This is a genomic window from Ammoniphilus oxalaticus (genome assembly GCF_003609605.1).
GTDB classification, from domain to species: Bacteria; Bacillota; Bacilli; order Aneurinibacillales; family RAOX-1; genus Ammoniphilus; species Ammoniphilus oxalaticus.
The window spans coordinates 46,130-62,156 of sequence record NZ_MCHY01000002.1; the positions used below are offsets into that span (position 1 = coordinate 46,130).

At 44.8% G+C, this 16,027-nt stretch carries 14 protein-coding genes; all 14 read right to left on the reverse strand.

The window, feature by feature from the left end:
• Nucleotides 1–21 precede the first annotated feature (21 nt).
• Nucleotides 22–1,152, reverse strand: coding sequence for a hypothetical protein (locus BEP19_RS01020; protein ID WP_120188005.1), 1,131 nt, complete (start codon nt 1,150–1,152; stop codon nt 22–24).
• Nucleotides 1,153–1,291: 139 nt separating this feature from the next.
• On the reverse strand, nt 1,292–5,881 hold the full coding sequence (locus tag BEP19_RS01025; RefSeq protein WP_120188006.1) for a WIAG-tail domain: 4,590 nt from the start codon (nt 5,879–5,881) through the stop codon (nt 1,292–1,294).
• Between the two features lie 140 nt (nt 5,882–6,021).
• Nucleotides 6,022–6,210, reverse strand: a complete 189-nt coding sequence (locus tag BEP19_RS01030; protein WP_120188007.1) for a hypothetical protein — start codon at nt 6,208–6,210, stop codon at nt 6,022–6,024.
• A gap of 94 nt (nt 6,211–6,304) precedes the next feature.
• The gene (locus tag BEP19_RS01035; RefSeq protein ID WP_120188008.1) at nt 6,305–7,513 is read right to left on the reverse strand and encodes an aminotransferase-like domain-containing protein; all 1,209 of its coding nucleotides are present in this window, start codon (nt 7,511–7,513) and stop codon (nt 6,305–6,307) included.
• 176 nt (nt 7,514–7,689) lie between these two features.
• Nucleotides 7,690–8,286 carry an adenylyl-sulfate kinase gene (cysC, locus tag BEP19_RS01040; protein ID WP_120188009.1) on the reverse strand — a complete coding sequence of 199 codons (597 nt, stop codon included), beginning with the start codon at nt 8,284–8,286 and terminating at the stop codon, nt 7,690–7,692.
• Nucleotides 8,287–8,305: 19 nt separating this feature from the next.
• The gene (gene sat / locus BEP19_RS01045; protein WP_120188010.1) at nt 8,306–9,451 is read right to left on the reverse strand and encodes a sulfate adenylyltransferase; all 1,146 of its coding nucleotides are present in this window, start codon (nt 9,449–9,451) and stop codon (nt 8,306–8,308) included.
• A gap of 22 nt (nt 9,452–9,473) precedes the next feature.
• A complete protein-coding gene (locus tag BEP19_RS01050; RefSeq protein ID WP_120188011.1) occupies nt 9,474–10,193 on the reverse strand; it encodes a phosphoadenylyl-sulfate reductase in 720 nt (239 codons plus the stop codon).
• Complete coding sequence (locus BEP19_RS01055; RefSeq protein WP_120188012.1) at nt 10,194–11,273, reverse strand: sulfate permease; 1,080 nt, start codon at nt 11,271–11,273, stop codon at nt 10,194–10,196.
• 102 nt (nt 11,274–11,375) lie between these two features.
• The gene (locus BEP19_RS01060; RefSeq protein WP_245983214.1) at nt 11,376–11,618 is read right to left on the reverse strand and encodes a DUF3906 family protein; all 243 of its coding nucleotides are present in this window, start codon (nt 11,616–11,618) and stop codon (nt 11,376–11,378) included.
• Between the two features lie 4 nt (nt 11,619–11,622).
• Nucleotides 11,623–13,263, reverse strand: coding sequence for a nitrite/sulfite reductase (locus tag BEP19_RS01065; protein WP_120188013.1), 1,641 nt, complete (start codon nt 13,261–13,263; stop codon nt 11,623–11,625).
• An 88-nt stretch (nt 13,264–13,351) separates the two neighbouring features.
• Nucleotides 13,352–14,107, reverse strand: a complete 756-nt coding sequence (locus BEP19_RS01070; RefSeq protein WP_120188014.1) for a sirohydrochlorin chelatase — start codon at nt 14,105–14,107, stop codon at nt 13,352–13,354.
• Nucleotides 14,104–14,241, reverse strand: a complete 138-nt coding sequence (locus BEP19_RS17470) for a hypothetical protein (RefSeq protein WP_170145207.1) — start codon at nt 14,239–14,241, stop codon at nt 14,104–14,106. The genes BEP19_RS01070 and BEP19_RS17470 overlap by 4 nt, the downstream gene beginning before the upstream one ends.
• A gap of 107 nt (nt 14,242–14,348) precedes the next feature.
• Nucleotides 14,349–14,993 (reverse strand): precorrin-2 dehydrogenase/sirohydrochlorin ferrochelatase family protein, encoded by a 645-nt coding sequence (locus tag BEP19_RS01075; RefSeq protein WP_120188015.1) that lies wholly within the window; start codon nt 14,991–14,993, stop codon nt 14,349–14,351.
• Between the two features lie 97 nt (nt 14,994–15,090).
• Nucleotides 15,091–16,008, reverse strand: coding sequence for a patatin-like phospholipase family protein (locus tag BEP19_RS01080; protein WP_120188016.1), 918 nt, complete (start codon nt 16,006–16,008; stop codon nt 15,091–15,093).
• Between the last annotated feature and the right edge of the window lie 19 nt (nt 16,009–16,027).

The window sequence follows — 16,027 nt, forward strand, 5'->3', positions numbered from 1 at the left end:
GTATCCTATACTTTTATGTCCTTACATTAAACTCGGATCATCCGTCTCCAATTCCTGCAATAACGAATCTACATCAAATTCTCGTGAGTCAAGATAAATTTCATTTGAATCTCTTTCCTGCTCCTGAACCGAATCTAGCAATAATTCCTCTGGCGCATTTTCCCGAGCGCGTCGCTTGCGTAGTGTTCTTTTCTTCGACAAACGTTCTTTATAGGATGGCTGTGGCGCCATTTGCAACGACTCGTAGTTATTACTGTCGATCAGCGGGAGCTCGAGCGTTTGATTTGGAACCGGCCTGCTTCTTGCGTTTTTTGGAGCAAAAGGACGTTTCGGCGCTTTCTTACCGATCCTATTCTGTGGTTGCTGTCGAGGTGGAATCGGAGTTACTTTCTTTTTACTTGTCAACGATTTGCTCACTTCTTTCTTACCGGTCCTATTCTGTGGCTGCTGTCGAGGTGGAATCGGAGTTACCTTCTTTTTACTTGTCGGCGTTCTGCTCACTTCTTTCTTATCGATCCTATTCTGGGGCCGCTGTCGAGGTGGAATCGGACTTACTTTCTTTTTACTTGTCAGCGTTCTGCTCACTTCTTTCTTATCGATCCTATTCTGGGGCTGCTGTCGAGGTGGAATCGGACTTACCTCCTTTTTAGTTGCCAACGGTTTAATTGGATTCATACTAGAAACAAGATAAAAGGTGTATTTTCTATCTAATAGATGAAGGATTTCAAAAATCCTATATCTTGTATCACGGCAGACTCCTTTATAAAGGTCGTCTACATTAACGCGCAAGTAACGCAATTGGTCGATTATTCGTTTCGTTCTCCCCTGTCCAAAGGCCCTTTGCAGCTGCCCTCTTCGCATCCTCCTGCTCCGCGCGAAAACAGTCCGACTGAGTAGCGCCCAATTTCCGCCAATTTTGACCCTTACGTAAGTTCGATCGCTATGCTTCATTCGTGAAACAACTTGAGCTGTTAACCTTTCTATTCCTTTTAATTCATCACAAAGTCTTTGCTGTCTATCCTTTGGTAATGCGCGCATAAGCTGGGGGTGATATTTTGTTAGCGCCGCCACATTATACGTCAAGCGCGCCATCAATGTTTGCCACGCCCTTCGCTCGCTCGATTCGCTCGCGCCCTTTAATCGATTTTGCAACCGCTTCACTCCTTTGTGTACCATTCCACTGTTATCTTATGGATGTAGGTATTTTACGGAAACGGCTGTAGCCCCTGGTTAGATCACACAAATACAGAAAAAATAAGCCTAGTTGCTTAACTAGGCTTTATGATTCAGTCTATCTTCTTTTTCGGCGTCTTCTATTTTTATACATTTGCTCAGTTTGTTCATTCGGCTCTTCTTGTACTTCTTCAACATCTACTGGTTTCGCCGCTTTTTCGCCAATTGCAATCCAAGTGATCATTCCTTCCGCGGACTGATCTGATTTTCTGCGTGTAACAGTGACGACTGCGTGATCTGTCATTCGTTGCTTTAACGACACATAAACATTCGAATCATGGCACATCCCGACAAGGGCATAGTTCTCATTAGCGTACTGATCTTCAAAAGCAATAACTAGGTCGATTGTTTCCGCATCCCCTTCAAATTGATAGGCAGAAAAACCAAACTGTTGAATCGTATTTTTATTTCCTTTGCTCGTTTGGACTGGCTGAAATGCCAGTTTTGATGGGGTGATTGAATTTTCTTGGATGTGTTTTGGTTCAATCGCCGCTGGCTTGATTTTCTCTGCTGAAACACTTTCGTTTTTAAGCTTCTTCGTACTGATTGCTTGATCTTGTACATGCTCTTCATGAATCGTAAAATGATTAAGATGCGTCGCCGCAATGCTTCGGGACTGGATATGGTTGCCCTGAACACTTTCTTCTTTAATATGAACCGATGTAATCGATTCATTAGCGACTTTTTCTGAAGTAACCGACTCATTGGCTAGTTTGGCTGTTGTTACACTGTCGTCCGCTAATTTGTTTGTAACGATTGCTTGCTCCTGCAGGTGTTCGCTCCCAATTGTCTGTTCAGCTAGATGGCTACCGCCAAGCGTACCAATCTCAAGATGTTCTCCCTTTAACGTTGCTGGTTGCAGATGTTCACCGCTTAGCGTTTCCTTAGCTACTTTCTCACCCGTAATCGCTGCCGTATTTATTTTTTCAGAAGTAACGCTCATGTCACTAAGTTTATCCGTTGATACGGCGCCATCGCGCAAATGTTCATCAGACACACTATCTTTGCTTAAATGGCCAGATGTCACACAGCGCGCTACCAGGTGCTGACTGCCAATCGATTCGATTTGAATGTGGGCGCTATGAATTGACCCTTTCGCTATTTTTTCTTCCGTAATTGAATCTGCGGTCAATTTTTCTGTTGTCACACTGTCGTTCTGTAACTTTGCCCCCGTGACAGCTCCGTCCTTCAATTTGGTCTCGCTGATGCATTCATCCTGTAAATGCTCTGCCGTTACACTCTGCTCCGCTATTTTTTCAGAGGTTATACTCATTTCTTGCAAGTGTTGCGTTTCGATTGATTCCGCTAGGAGATGCTCTCCTGTCAAGGTTCCTTTGACTATTTTTTCGCCGACCACAGAGTCTGCAGCCAGTTTAGATACCGTAATGCTACCATCTTGCAGCTTACTCCCCGAAACCGAGCCGTCGATGATATGGTCTGAAGTAATGCTGTCCAGTTGAAGGTGTTTGCCTTCCCAAGCGCCAACCGCGATGTGTTTACCTGTAATGGATTCCTTAGCTAAATGCTCCCCTGTCACTGACTTCAATGCTAACTTATCCGCCGTTACGCTGTGCTCTTGGAGTTTGCTTGTAGAGATGGCACCGTCTCGGAGATGATCTGTTTCGATGGAATCTTTTCTTAAATGTCCAGATGATACGCTATCTTGGCGTAAATGGTTACCCTCTACCGTATCGGGCTGAATGTGATTTCCCGTAATTGATTTTTCGGTTAGGTGCTCCCCTGTCACTGACTTCAATGCTAACTGATCTGCCGTTACGCTTTGCTCTTGGAGTTTACTTGTGGAAATGACTCCGTCTTGGAGGTGAACAGTGTCAATGCATTCAGCTTGAAGATGATCTCCATGAATTGATCCTTTTTCAATTAGTTCACCGCTAAACGCATCTAAGTTTAACTTTTCTTTCGTGATTGAACCGGGGGCAAGTTTTTCCGACGTGACACTTTGGTTTTTTAATTTATCAGTAGAGATGATCTGATCTTGCAAATGGTCTTCCGTCACTGTGTATTGACTAATATGACCGGATGCAATGATTCGTAAGTTTAAATGCTTGCTTTGAATGCTTTCAGCTTGTATATGCGGGCTCGCTATTGCATCTTTGGCCAGCTTATCGGCTGTGACTGCTTCCGCGTCAATTTTTTCCGATGTCACACTTTTATCTTGAAGCTTCTCTGTGGAAACAGCATCATTTTGGACCTGTTGTTCAGAAATAACATTTTCAGCTAAATGTCTTGCCGTCACACTTCCCGATTGGATGTGTTCACCATGCACAACTTCTTTTTTTAGGTGATGAGTCGCAATTGAACCGTGAGCTAATTTATCGTCTGTAATCGATTCTTTGGCCAGTTTTTCAGTTGTGACACTTTGATCTTGGAGTTTATCCGTGGAGACCGATTCCTCAAGTAAATGCTTTTCCGCAACGATGTTTTCTGCTAGGTGTCGAGATTGCACAACCATGGATTGAAGATGGCGCGCGGAGATCACAGATGATTGGAGGTGTGAGCCATCAACAGCTCCACTTTGGAGATGATCGCTATGAATGGAGTCTCGACTAATCTTTTCCCCTGTTACAGAATGAAAAGCAAGCTTGTCGGTTGTGACACTTTCATTTTGTAGTTTCCGCGAGCTAACAATACCATCTTGAAGATGTCTTACGGTGACGACGTTCTCATCAACGTGTTCAGACTTTATTGAGGCCGCTTTGATATGCTTGCTTTCCACTACGCCGTCTCGAATGTGCTTGCTGTCGATCGCAGCTTCTGCAATGTTCTCGCCGACCACGCCTTCTGACGCAATATTCTTTGCCGATACAATCCCATCGCGCAAGTGGTCGCGATAAATACTTTTTCGTTGCAAATGAATCGGTTGCACCGTTTGTTCCTGAAGATGATCCCCGCGAATGGTTCCTTTCTTAATGTACAGACCGTCAATCCCGTCTAAACTGATTTTATCGTCACTGATCGAATGCGGCGCAATTTTTTTGGCGGTCACGCTATGATCCTCTAGATGCGCAGCGGTGATCGAGTGATCTGCCAGTTTACGGGAGGTGACAGCTCCTTCGCTAATATGACTTTCTTGAATTGCATCTTCTTTAATTTGAAAAGAAGTGATTGCTTCGTCCCCAATATGTTCAGTAGTCACTGATCGTCGCGTCAAATTCCTGCCGGTAACAGATCCATCTTGAAGATGATCAGGCGTAATCACGTTTTTAGCCAACTTCTGCGCTGTGACACTTTGGTCCGCTAGTTTTTCGGTCGAAATCGAGTGGTCAATCAATTTGTCTCTTCCGACAGACTCTGGAGCCAGCTTGGCAGTTGTAATTGCGTTGTCTTCGATTTGCGCTGCGCTCACTGCGCCATCTTTCAAATGCTTTCTTTCGATAACGTCTTCTCCTATTTGTTTAGAAGTGATCGAACCTGCTGCCAATTTTGATGTGGTCACACTCTTTTCAGCCAATTTAGCGGCGGTAACAGAACCATCCCGCAAATGATTAGTTGATATTGAGGCATTTGCTATCTTTTCATTGGTTACTGCTTGATGCGACAGTTTCTCTGTCGTCACCGCCGAGCTTTGTAACAGATCGGAGGCGATGGATCCCGGCGTAAGTTTCCTTCCAGAAATCGACTGATCTAAAAAGTGTTGACTTTGAATCGAGCCTTCCTTGATGTGCTGGCGGTCGATTGCCCCGTCTTGAATATGCTGAGAGGAGACCGCTTGGTTCGCTAGTTTCGTTGAAATAATCGTTTCATCTTTTAGATTAATGGAATCGACGACGCCAATCCCCAACTTTGCTGTGTCAATGGCATAATTTTTTAAATGGTCGGTATCGATCGTCCCTTTCTTTATTTTCCCCCCTGAAATCGTCTCATCCTGTAGGGTTTCATTCGTAATGGATTGTTCCTTCAGGTGTTTCGTTTCAATTGATTGATCCGCTATTTTCATCGCATCAATCGTTTTATCAGCCAACTTGTCAGATGTCACGCTATTATCCATCAGTTTGACACCAGAAATGGAACGATCTTTTAATTTTGCTCCCGATATGGACTGATCTAATAAATGAATTTCATCAATTGAGCCTGGAGCAATTTTACTGGCATTGACACTTTGATCGGCTAGTTTACGGTTATCGACTGCGTAATCCTTTAATACTTTCGTGTCGACGCTGCTATCTTTTAATTTGGAGGTGTCGATCGTCTTTTTTGCAATCTTCTCGCTCGTAACGGCATGGTCTCGAATATCATCGGTATAAATAATTGCTCGTTGAACATCATTTTTCCTTGATTTAATAATTTCGCGCTGCATAGCGGCGTCCGTCTTCTCAACGTCCGCTTCTAACTTATCTTGCGCTTTTCTAGCGGGAAAAGGCGGATTTTCTATGACATCAAGGGCTGCCGCAACTTCCTGCGCTCGTGTTGGCCCTTGAGACTGAGCCGAAGGGCTTCCATCGTTTTCCCAAAATATATCTCTGCTCTCTAAGTCGTCTAAATTAAAATCGATATCGAGGTCAGGGTCAAACGTGGGACGGGATTGATTTGAACTTCTTAAAAAATCCTTCGTCGGTTGAAGGGTAAGCAGCGGCCTATTGCCTTTACCTCTGCGTTTTTGTAATCGTCGGCTCCTCGGCTTAGACATCTTATGATCTCCCTTTCTCTAGACTTCTTAGCATTGCTAACATCACTTTATTCACCCGCCTAATACTCAGTGACAAATAGACTAGGAAAATAAGCATAGAAAAAAGAGCCCGATGAACAGGCTCTTTACCTAAATTATTATCATACAAACAAAAATATAAGCAGCATAATCAACGTGATAATCACATAAAACCACGTCAGTCTCGTAAAATTGCCGACTGTTTTCGTAGAATATTTCTTTTCCGCGCCCGGATCTTTGGCGACCCAAAGCGTCCCGATCAAGGACAACGCGATCAAGAAAAAACTAACAGGTAAAATAAGCGATTCCATTCCGCTACTTCCTCTCTGACGTTAATTACTAGTATCAATACTATATTAACGCTTAAAAACTGTCTGTGACAACAGTCACGCGGCGCGCCTTCGGCTACAAAATGGGCGGGGACTCATTTCCGGGTTGCAGACGATTCAAAACCGTTGTTAAACGATCCATCCCGAGTTGGATCAGCTCAGGAGTAGCGTGCGTAAAGTTGAGGCGCAACGTATTAACCCGTGGATTCGCCACGTAAAAGGGAGCCCCCGGCACATACGCGACTCCTTCTTTAATGGCGTCCATTAACAACACGGTCGTATCAACTTGTTCCCCTAACGTAACCCAAAGAAACATTCCGCCTTGCGGTTCAATCCAAGAAATGGAATCCGATTCAATCTTTTTCAGATAATCTTGCATGATAACCATCCGCTTGTAATATTCTTCGCGCAACATGCGGATATGCCCTTTTAGATCAAAATCTTGCAACAGGTAGTACAGCGCTTGTTGATCAATTGAACTTGAATGAAGGTCGGAACATTGCTTCACTTGAGCCATCATCCGAATCACTTGGTAAGGCCCTGCTACCCATCCAATTCGCAAAGCGGGCACGACGGTCTTAGAGATGGTGCTCGTGTAGACGACATGTGTCCCTTCTTCATCAAAAGCGGCAATCGGCGTAAACTCTTTTTGATCATCAAACTTGATTTCACCATACGGATCGTCTTCAAAGATCAATACGTTAAATCGCTGCGCTAAATTTAGCAATAATTGCCGACGTTCCGCGCTCCATACCTTTCCTTCAGGGTTTGAAAAAGTCGGTACAATATAAACAAATTTCGGACGGTATTGCCTCATTTTTTGTTCTAAATCATCGGGATCCATCCCATCTTCATCGCTTTCAACCGCGATGATTTCAGCTTCATACGACTGAAACACCTGCAACGCGGCTAAATAGGTCGGATCCTCTGTTAAAACAACATCGCCAGGCGAAAGCATGGCCCGACTAAACAAGTCGATCGCTTGTTGCGAACCGGTCGTTAACAAAATATTCTCCGCGTCAAAACGCATCGACTGTTGCTTTAGTTGATCACTAAGCAGTTCCCGCAACGGCATAAATCCTTCTGTTAAACCATACTGCATTGAACTTTTCCCAGATTGAAAAACCTTGCTAAAAGCCCGCTCGACTGCTTCATTCGGAAAGAAATCTTCGAATGGCATCCCGCCGGCAAACGAAATGACATCCCCTTTTTGAATGACACTTAGAATATCTCGCACAGCAGAAGACTTAAACTTCTTGACTCGATCGGCGAAAGGGTATCTCATGGACTGATCCTCCATTCACTTTTTATGTAACGAAAAACATTCCTAATTAGAAAAACTTTATCATACTCTCTACTTAATTTCTAGTTTCATTGTGAAACAAACAGAAATTCAACGACTTTCTTAACATAAATAAAAAAACAGGGAGAAAAAGTATTTTTCTCCCTGTTTAGGACCGGTTAAATCAGTTGTTCTTTTTTTAAATATTCAATGATTTGCTCCACTGCTTGTTGAACGCTTAGTTGATCGTTTTCGATGACTAGTTCAGGATTCAACGGTTCCTCATACGGCGAAGAAATTCCTGTGAAATGCGGAATTTCGCCCCTTCTTGCCTTTTCATAAAGCCCTTTAGGATCCCTTCTTTCACATTCTTCCAACGAACATTTAACATAGATCTCAATGAATTCACTTGATTCTACCAAATCCCGCGCGACTTGACGATCCTGTTTAAATGGTGAGATAAACGCAGTCAAGACGATCACGCCCGCATCAACAAACAGTTTCGACACCTCTGCGATTCTTCGAATGTTCTCTACGCGATCTTCGTCCGTAAAGCCTAGGTCTTGATTAAGTCCATGACGCACATTATCTCCGTCCAACGTATACGTTTTCGCGCCAAGCTCGAACAACTTTTTTTCCACCTCATTCGCTAACGTCGATTTGCCAGATCCGGATAACCCCGTAAACCAGAGAATACAACTTTTATGTTGATTTGATTGTTGACGCTCTTTCTTTTGCACTGTCGCCGTATGCCATACGATATTTGTAGCCGACACAGCAACTCCTCCTCTCCACTTATTTAATAGCGACCGTTTTTTCAAGTCCTTTAATCAGAGTTTCAACGACTTCCTTACGGCTAAACTCAGCTGGCGGCGCTTCCCCGCGACTTAACATCTCGCGAACTTTCGTGCCAGACAAAATGACGCGATCTTCCATCGGGTGTGGACATGTTTTCGTGGAGGCCATGTTGCCGCACGCCTTGCAGTAAAAGCTATGTTCAAAGAACAACGGTGTGATGCCGAGTTCATCTTCCGAAAATTGTTGAAAAATCAACTGAGCATCGTAGGTTCCATAATAGTTTCCAACGCCCGCATGATCACGACCTACAATAAAGTGCGTGCAACCGTAGTTTTTGCGAACAATGGCATGGAATATAGCCTCTCGTGGCCCCGCGTAACGCATCGCGGCCGGGAAAACGGCTAAAAACACACGATCTTGCGGGTAGTAATGACGCAGCAACACTTGATAGCTTTCCATACGCACATCCGCTGGGATATCATCTGATTTGGTTTCTCCGACCAATGGATTTAAGAAGAGTCCATCAACAATTTCAAGCGCTGTCTTTTGAATGTATTCATGGGCGCGATGGACGGGATTGCGCGTTTGAAAACCAACGACCGTTTTCCACCCACGCTCAGCAAACACCGCTCTTGTTTCTTGCGGATCTAAATAGAACTCCTTAAACTGGTTTTTCTCTGGTTTTTTCACCAAAGTAATCGGCCCGCCTATATAGACATCCGGGCGTTCAAATAACTTCCCAACCCCTGGATGAGCGAGATCAGTCGTTCGATAAACGGCTTCCGCTTCGCGCTCTTTATTCGGCTGGTAAATATCCGTAATTTCTAAGATCCCATAGACAGTCCCGTTTTGAACAAGACGGACGCTGTCACCAACAACCAATTGTTCAGCTTGGTTCGGGCTCACAGGTAACGTAATCGGAATACTCCACACGACGCCATTTGCAAGCCTCATATTTTCCACAACATTTTGATAGTCTTGTTCCGTCATAAAACCCGTCAACGGGCTGTAAGCGCCGATCGCAATCAATTCTAGGTCGGATAGGGCAAACGCATCGAGTTCTATTTCTTTCGTAAGCGATTGAGTGTCCACACTCAAATCGATCCGGTTTATTAATGTTCCCCCGTGGGCTAAGTTACTCATCTACTCTTCCTCCATTTTCATGTTAACTATGTAAACCACATTCTGTTTTTCCAGTTGTATGAGCCCAGCGGCCTAGTCTTGAGTCCGCGCCATCTTCAACAGGCAATGTGCACGTTTCACAACCAATGCTCGGATAGCCTTGGTCATGCAATGGATTGTAAGGCAGCTGGAATGTTTTAATGTAGTTCCACACATCATCCCAAGTCCAATGAATTAACGGACATACTTTAATGGATGAAAACTTAGGATCTGGATTAATATATTCCGTGTTTGCCCGTGTCGGCGATTGATCGCGACGCAAACCAGACAACCACGCTTGCGCTCCGTCCAACGCCTCATGAAGCGGCTTAATTTTACGCAGGTTGCAGCATAAATCTGGGTTGCTTTTCCACAGCTCATCACCATGCTGTTGCGCCTGTTGCTCAAGCGTTAAATCCGGTAGCTTTAACTCAATTTGCAACTCGGGATATCTACTCTTAACCTCATCGATTAACGTATATGTCTCTTTAAAATGCTTGTTCGTATCTAAAAATACGATTTTTGCATCTTTACGCACTTTGTAGATGAGGTCGATCATGACCATCGCCTCCGCGCCAAAACTGCAAGCGTAGACAAGTTTCTCGCCAAATTGTTGGTAAGCCCATTTCAATGTATCGAGTGTATCTCCCTTTGCTAAATGTTCATTCACCTGTTGATAATCTTGTTCAGCCAAAGTTGCATAGGAGAACGTTTGATTACTCATTTAAATTCCTCCACCTTGGTCGTTATAGGACCGATTTTCTCTGCGAATCGCTTGCGATAAACTGATGCTGCCGACTGTCGCAATCAACACGCTAATAATGACCGTAATAATATAGGGGTCCGGCTTTAGAGCGACATGAATGAGGACGAACGACACGACAAGAGAGGAAACTGGAGAGACAATCCAAACCTTCATAATTTTCTTGATCACTCCCTTTTGCCACAAACGAAACCCGTGATCTGATGTCCCCACTCCTAAAATCGCGGATGTTGTAGCTTGGGTTAGTGGCACCGGAATCCCCATGATGGAAGCGACGACAACGAGCGTTCCGCTTGTCAGCGACACGGCGCTCCCTTGTAATAATGAAAGTCGCGTTATCTTTTTCCCATTTGTCTCCAACACGCGTCCACCAAGCAATAGCGCGCCGAGCGCGACAAAAAATCCGCCGATCCAAACGGACCTCGTTTCGCTTAACAGCCCCGCGCCGACTAACGGCCCAACCGCGTTAGCGACATTATTCATCCCCGCAGAAAATGCTTCATAGAAGCCTGTCACAATTAAAAGCAGACTCAGCCACTTTTTCCATTTTCCTTTTCCCTTCAAAACGGGCCAACGAGCCTCTATTTTTCGGATCGCTTTACTTAAGAGAAAAGCCCCGATGAAAGAGACGATTGGCACAATCAACCAAAAGCTCATAATAAACAGCAGTTTTTGCAAGTATACTTCCTGATACGCGATTCCAACTCCAACGATCGCTCCGACTGTCACTTCGCTGGTCGATAGTGGAATCCCCATGAGATTTGCGATAAACAGCGTTAATGTAGCGGATGTCAGGATGATCACAACAAGATTGACATCTAAAATTGTGGCGGGAATAATTCCGCCGCTGATCGTTTTAACGACTGCCCCGCCGCCCAACACCGCGCCTGCCAAGGCGCCAATCGAGACTAAAATCATCGCCCATCGTTTCGAAATGGCATCACTTCCATAGGCTGCTCCCATAGAGGCGGCTGTTCCGCTGGCGCCGATGTTCATTGCAAAAAATAAAGCTATTGCCATAGCTAGATAAAACATCAGCATGAACCCCCGCTCTTGTCTTTTATCACATATGTTTACTTGGTTTTATCGTTAAAAGAGCGAGGAGGCCAAGCCTCCCCTCGTCTTCTTACCTACACTGCCCTCTTAATCAAATGACAATGTTTCAATAACATAACCGACACCGCCGCGTGACAATGGTTTCTTTTCAACGATGCTTAACTGTTGTATATTCGGCGATGAAATAGTATGTCTAACAAGATTGTTTTCCGCAGAAGTAAACGCTTTTTCGTCCGAACCCGCGACGACAATAATCGTCATCAGCTTATTTTCAGATAAGACGGCTTCGACCTTATATAGAAAAACCTCGTTGGTAACTTCTCCTCTCAAAACGCTACCCCCCTAGCTTCGCTCCCTCAATGATCTGATCTGCCTGGGCTTGGATGTGTTCGACCCCGACACGCTCAACATATTGCCAATAGGACTCACCCTCAATCCGCTCTTCCTTATAAGAACCAATTAACTGGGCTAAGAAAGGACCTAACCGATCCGCTTCAATCCGCGCTTTCAACCTTTGGTTAAACCGGGCTTGATCAAGCCCTAATGTTCCGCCAACATGCACATCGAAAGCGGAAATCATGCCTTCATCTGTTTTTAACAAGGCGCCTTGCAGGCCAATGTCCGCGATTTGGCGTTGTCCGCAAGAGTTAGGGCAACCGACCATATGGATTCGGACTGGCGTATCGAGTTCAACCGTATCATCTAAATATTCAGCTAGTGATCGCATCCGCTCTTTTGTTTCAACAATCGCCAAGTTGCAATATTCGTTCCCCGTACAGGAAACAGCATAGCCGACAAACGTATTCGGTTTCAGTTTAAAACGATTGACAATTAACGGCTCTTGTTTAAATTGTTCTACTTTTGAAGCGGGAATATTGCGTATCAATACGTTCTGTGAGTTACACGTGCCAATCGTGCCGTCCCCGTAGGTTTCCGCCAGTTGAGCTAATTGGATCAATTCATCGGCATTCATGCGACCGACAGGCACCGACAAGCCCGCATAATAAAGGCCCGCTTGTTTTTGTTCGTGGATTCCGTAGAAATAACCAGCATTCCACCCCTTATATAAGTCCTCTCCGGCGCTCTCTAAAGGACCTGTCACTTTGACCAACTCTTCTTTAAATTTATCTACGCCCCAATTAGCGACTAAATATTTTAAACGAGCGTAATGACGTTTTTCACGGTAACCAAAGTCGCGGAATACGGTTGTTACGCCCGCTGCGACTTTCACCACTTCATCCTGTGGACAGAAAACGTCTAATTTTTGAGCCATATACGGTCTCGCTGATAAACCGCCGCCAACCCATACGTGAAAGCCGATTACTTCCTGCCCATCAATCACCTTTTTGGCGGGGGTAAACGCTAAATCATTTATTTCCGCATGCCCCGTGTTGTACTGATTGGCAGAAATGGACATTTTATATTTGCGCGGTAAGTTGGAGAAATCGCGGTTCAACAAGAAAAATTGTTCCAATTCAGCGACGAGTTCCCGCGTGTCAAACGCTTCGTGCGGATCGATACCCGCCAACGGATTACCGACGATCGTGCGCGGACAATCTCCACATGCTTCGAACGAAGACAATCCGACCGCTGCCAAGCGCTCAAAAATATCAGGCAATGTCTCGACTGTTAACCAATGGAACTGAATCGCTTGACGCGTCGTCACATCTACTAAATCTCGTCCGTAATCTTTAGCAATCTCCGCTAAGGCGCGCCCCTGTTCACTCGTAATGATCCCGCCTGGGATTCGCACTCGCATCATAAAATGACCGTTATTTGGACGTTGCTGATAAACACCCGCCCATTTGAACCGATCCATATCAGTGGATTCAATCGAATCATAGCCTTCATTGGCATATTTGTTCACGATCGTATCGATAACGTCTAGTCCATCCTTTTCCAGTTTGGCAAGCTCCATTTTATGTAACTTTGGATCATTTGCCCATTTCCACTGCTTCACTGTCACTTCCCTCATCTCCCTATCCACTTATCTATTCAACCACAATGCCGAGTTAACAACTGGGCTTAATTGATTTTAAGTCTAGTCTATTCAAACAATTTAGTCAATCACAATTTATTAAATGCATATTAATCGTTTCTTCTAGCCAGTTCGTGATTAGCGGATCAGGCAGTAATGTTTTACCGTAATACACGCAATTGACATCAGCTAAAGCTTGCGGGATCTTGTGTTGCGTGAAGTAACCCGCGCTAACAAATAAAGGGAGAACGAGCAACCGCCCCAGGCCCTCAAGCTCTTTAGCTCGTCGCGTTAATTGTTGGCTGTTTAGGGTTACGGCTTCTACTCTTTTAAAACTAACCGCATTCCTTAGCCTCTGCCCAAGCTGTTGTAACAATTGATCCCACCGTTCTTTAAACCCTGGCCAATCACTGCCATGCCCAACGAGCAAAACAATCTCTGACATCGATTCTTTAGATAATTCTCTCGCGCGCGCTTCGATAATACGAGAAACAATCGGATGATCTTCTAGCGGCGACGCCCAAATGAGCTTAGCTTCCGTTTTAACGGGCTTCAGATCAGTCGGAATGGCCGCCTTGTCAATCAACCCAAGCATATATTGAATTTCATTCAAATGGGAGCTGCCCATCGTCATAAACAAGGGGACCACAATGATTCGAGCTACTCCTTTGCGCTCAAGTTCCTCGATGCCATCTTGAATACTGCGACCAGCAACCAATTCTAAATAACCAATCGTAACCGAACAGTCCGTGTTTGCCTTTTGTACTGTTTCGTCAATCGCCGCGATCCACTTTGGATCACGCGAACCGTGAGCGATGACTAACACCCCGCTCCTATTCATTCCACTTCCCTCGGTTGACTGCAATCCCAAACTTGTTCGAATTCAACGTAACTCATATCCAAAGCTAAACAGATCAACGGTAACACCAATCTATTTTTCCATTTTTTCCATTCTGACGTCATCCGCTCGCCCAAGTTTTCCAGCCCCTTCCCAATCCCGAGTTATTAGATAAGAGTAATATAAATTATAAACCCCAAGCTGTCAACACATTTTTGGAAATAAAAAAACAAACCCTATCAAATTAGTTGGGTTTGTTTTTAAGTATAGCGAGTTCCTCCAAGGCCGCCTGTTCTAACTCATCTAAAACACCCTCTTTTGCCGCTTCAACGTAACGTTCATCTAGGTACATACGCAAAAGCTTGGACGTTTCCGTTTTATTTAAACCGAGGGAAAGGATCTGTTGGCGCACTTCTTTTAGAAAAGTAAGATATGACCCATATTCCAAGCCATACTCACGCTCTAATTTTTTCCGCAAATGTTTAGCTAAACCCGGATAAGCCCCTGCTGTTGAGATCGATAGTTGTAAATCGCCTCGCGTCAAAACAGCAGGAAAAATAAAGGTACTCAAGTCCGGTCGATCAGCAATGTTAATCCACTGCTGCGGCTTAACTGTTTCATAGACAGCAATGTTCACCTCGGCCTGATCCGTAGCGGCAACAATTAGCGTCGCGCCGCGCGCGTCATCCGCTTGAAACGTACGCTTTACCCATTCTACTTGTTCTTGCTGCGCCCATCCGCGAATGGTCGGTGTTGCCTGCGGACTAACAACCCTTACTTTTGCCTTGGCCGCCAACAATTTTTTCAACTTCCTTTCAGCGACCGCCCCCGCGCCGACGACTAAACAATCTTTCCCTTGTATATTGAGCATTGCCGAGAAATAGGCCAATCTTCACGCACACCCTTTTTAAAAACAGTATACAACGCCAGCTCGTCCAGGTGAAGCAGAGAAAAACAAGCAGAAAAGTTCTTCTGCTTAATATTGGCTACACTTTCATTTTTGTTGCTGTCTGTCGATAGACCGAAACGTATTGTTCGAAATTCCAACGGATTAGAAAGTCGACCGCGGCATCCCTGCCGAGTTGAACAAGTTCTTCTTTTTCTGTGTTCGTCAGTCTGAAATCGGTAGCGGCATAAGGAATCCCCTTGACTGTAATGGTTCTGGCGGCGCTGTGGGCATCAATGAACACCTGTCCTTGCCCTTCAAGCATCGTCCGAATCAGGGCGACTCCAAGTCGAATGGGTCCCTTGATCTTCTGCGGTTGGGCTACCAATGGGGCGCCAGACAAGCGAAAACCAAAGGTCGGCCATTTTGGCCTTTCTTTCGAATCAAAGATCCAAACAGGGTAATTGCTTAACACACCGCCATCAACGATTAAACTATTCTCTAGAAAAGTCGGACGGAAGAAAAAAGGAACAGAACAGCTCATTCGCACTGCAGCGGCGAGGGGAAATGTGTTAGGATCAACTCCATAAGATGGAAGATCATCAGGGATAATCGACATTTTATTGCGAGTTACATCGGTTACAACGATCTTTAATTTTTGATCGGGTAAATCGCCAAACGCTATTTTTCCTGTTTGAATAAACTGTGTTTCTAACCATTGTTGCAACAAATCTAGTGAGTGAAGACCATTAAACATTCTTAGACAAAGATAAGGTCCCAAGTAAGGAATCCGATTCAAGCCTATTCCGACTTCTAATTTATGAAAGGGAAAGGACAAAAAGGCAGATACAATTTGTTTGCCGCTCATCCCCGTCGCCAACAGCGCGGCAATGATCGAGCCTGCTGACGTACCCGCCAATCGTTCCCACTGATAGCCGGCTTCTTCCATTACTTCTACCGCTCCAAGAAAAGCAAGCCCTTTGATCCCGCCCCCTTCAAAAACAGCGTCAGCCTTCATGTAAAAACCCCCTTACGTA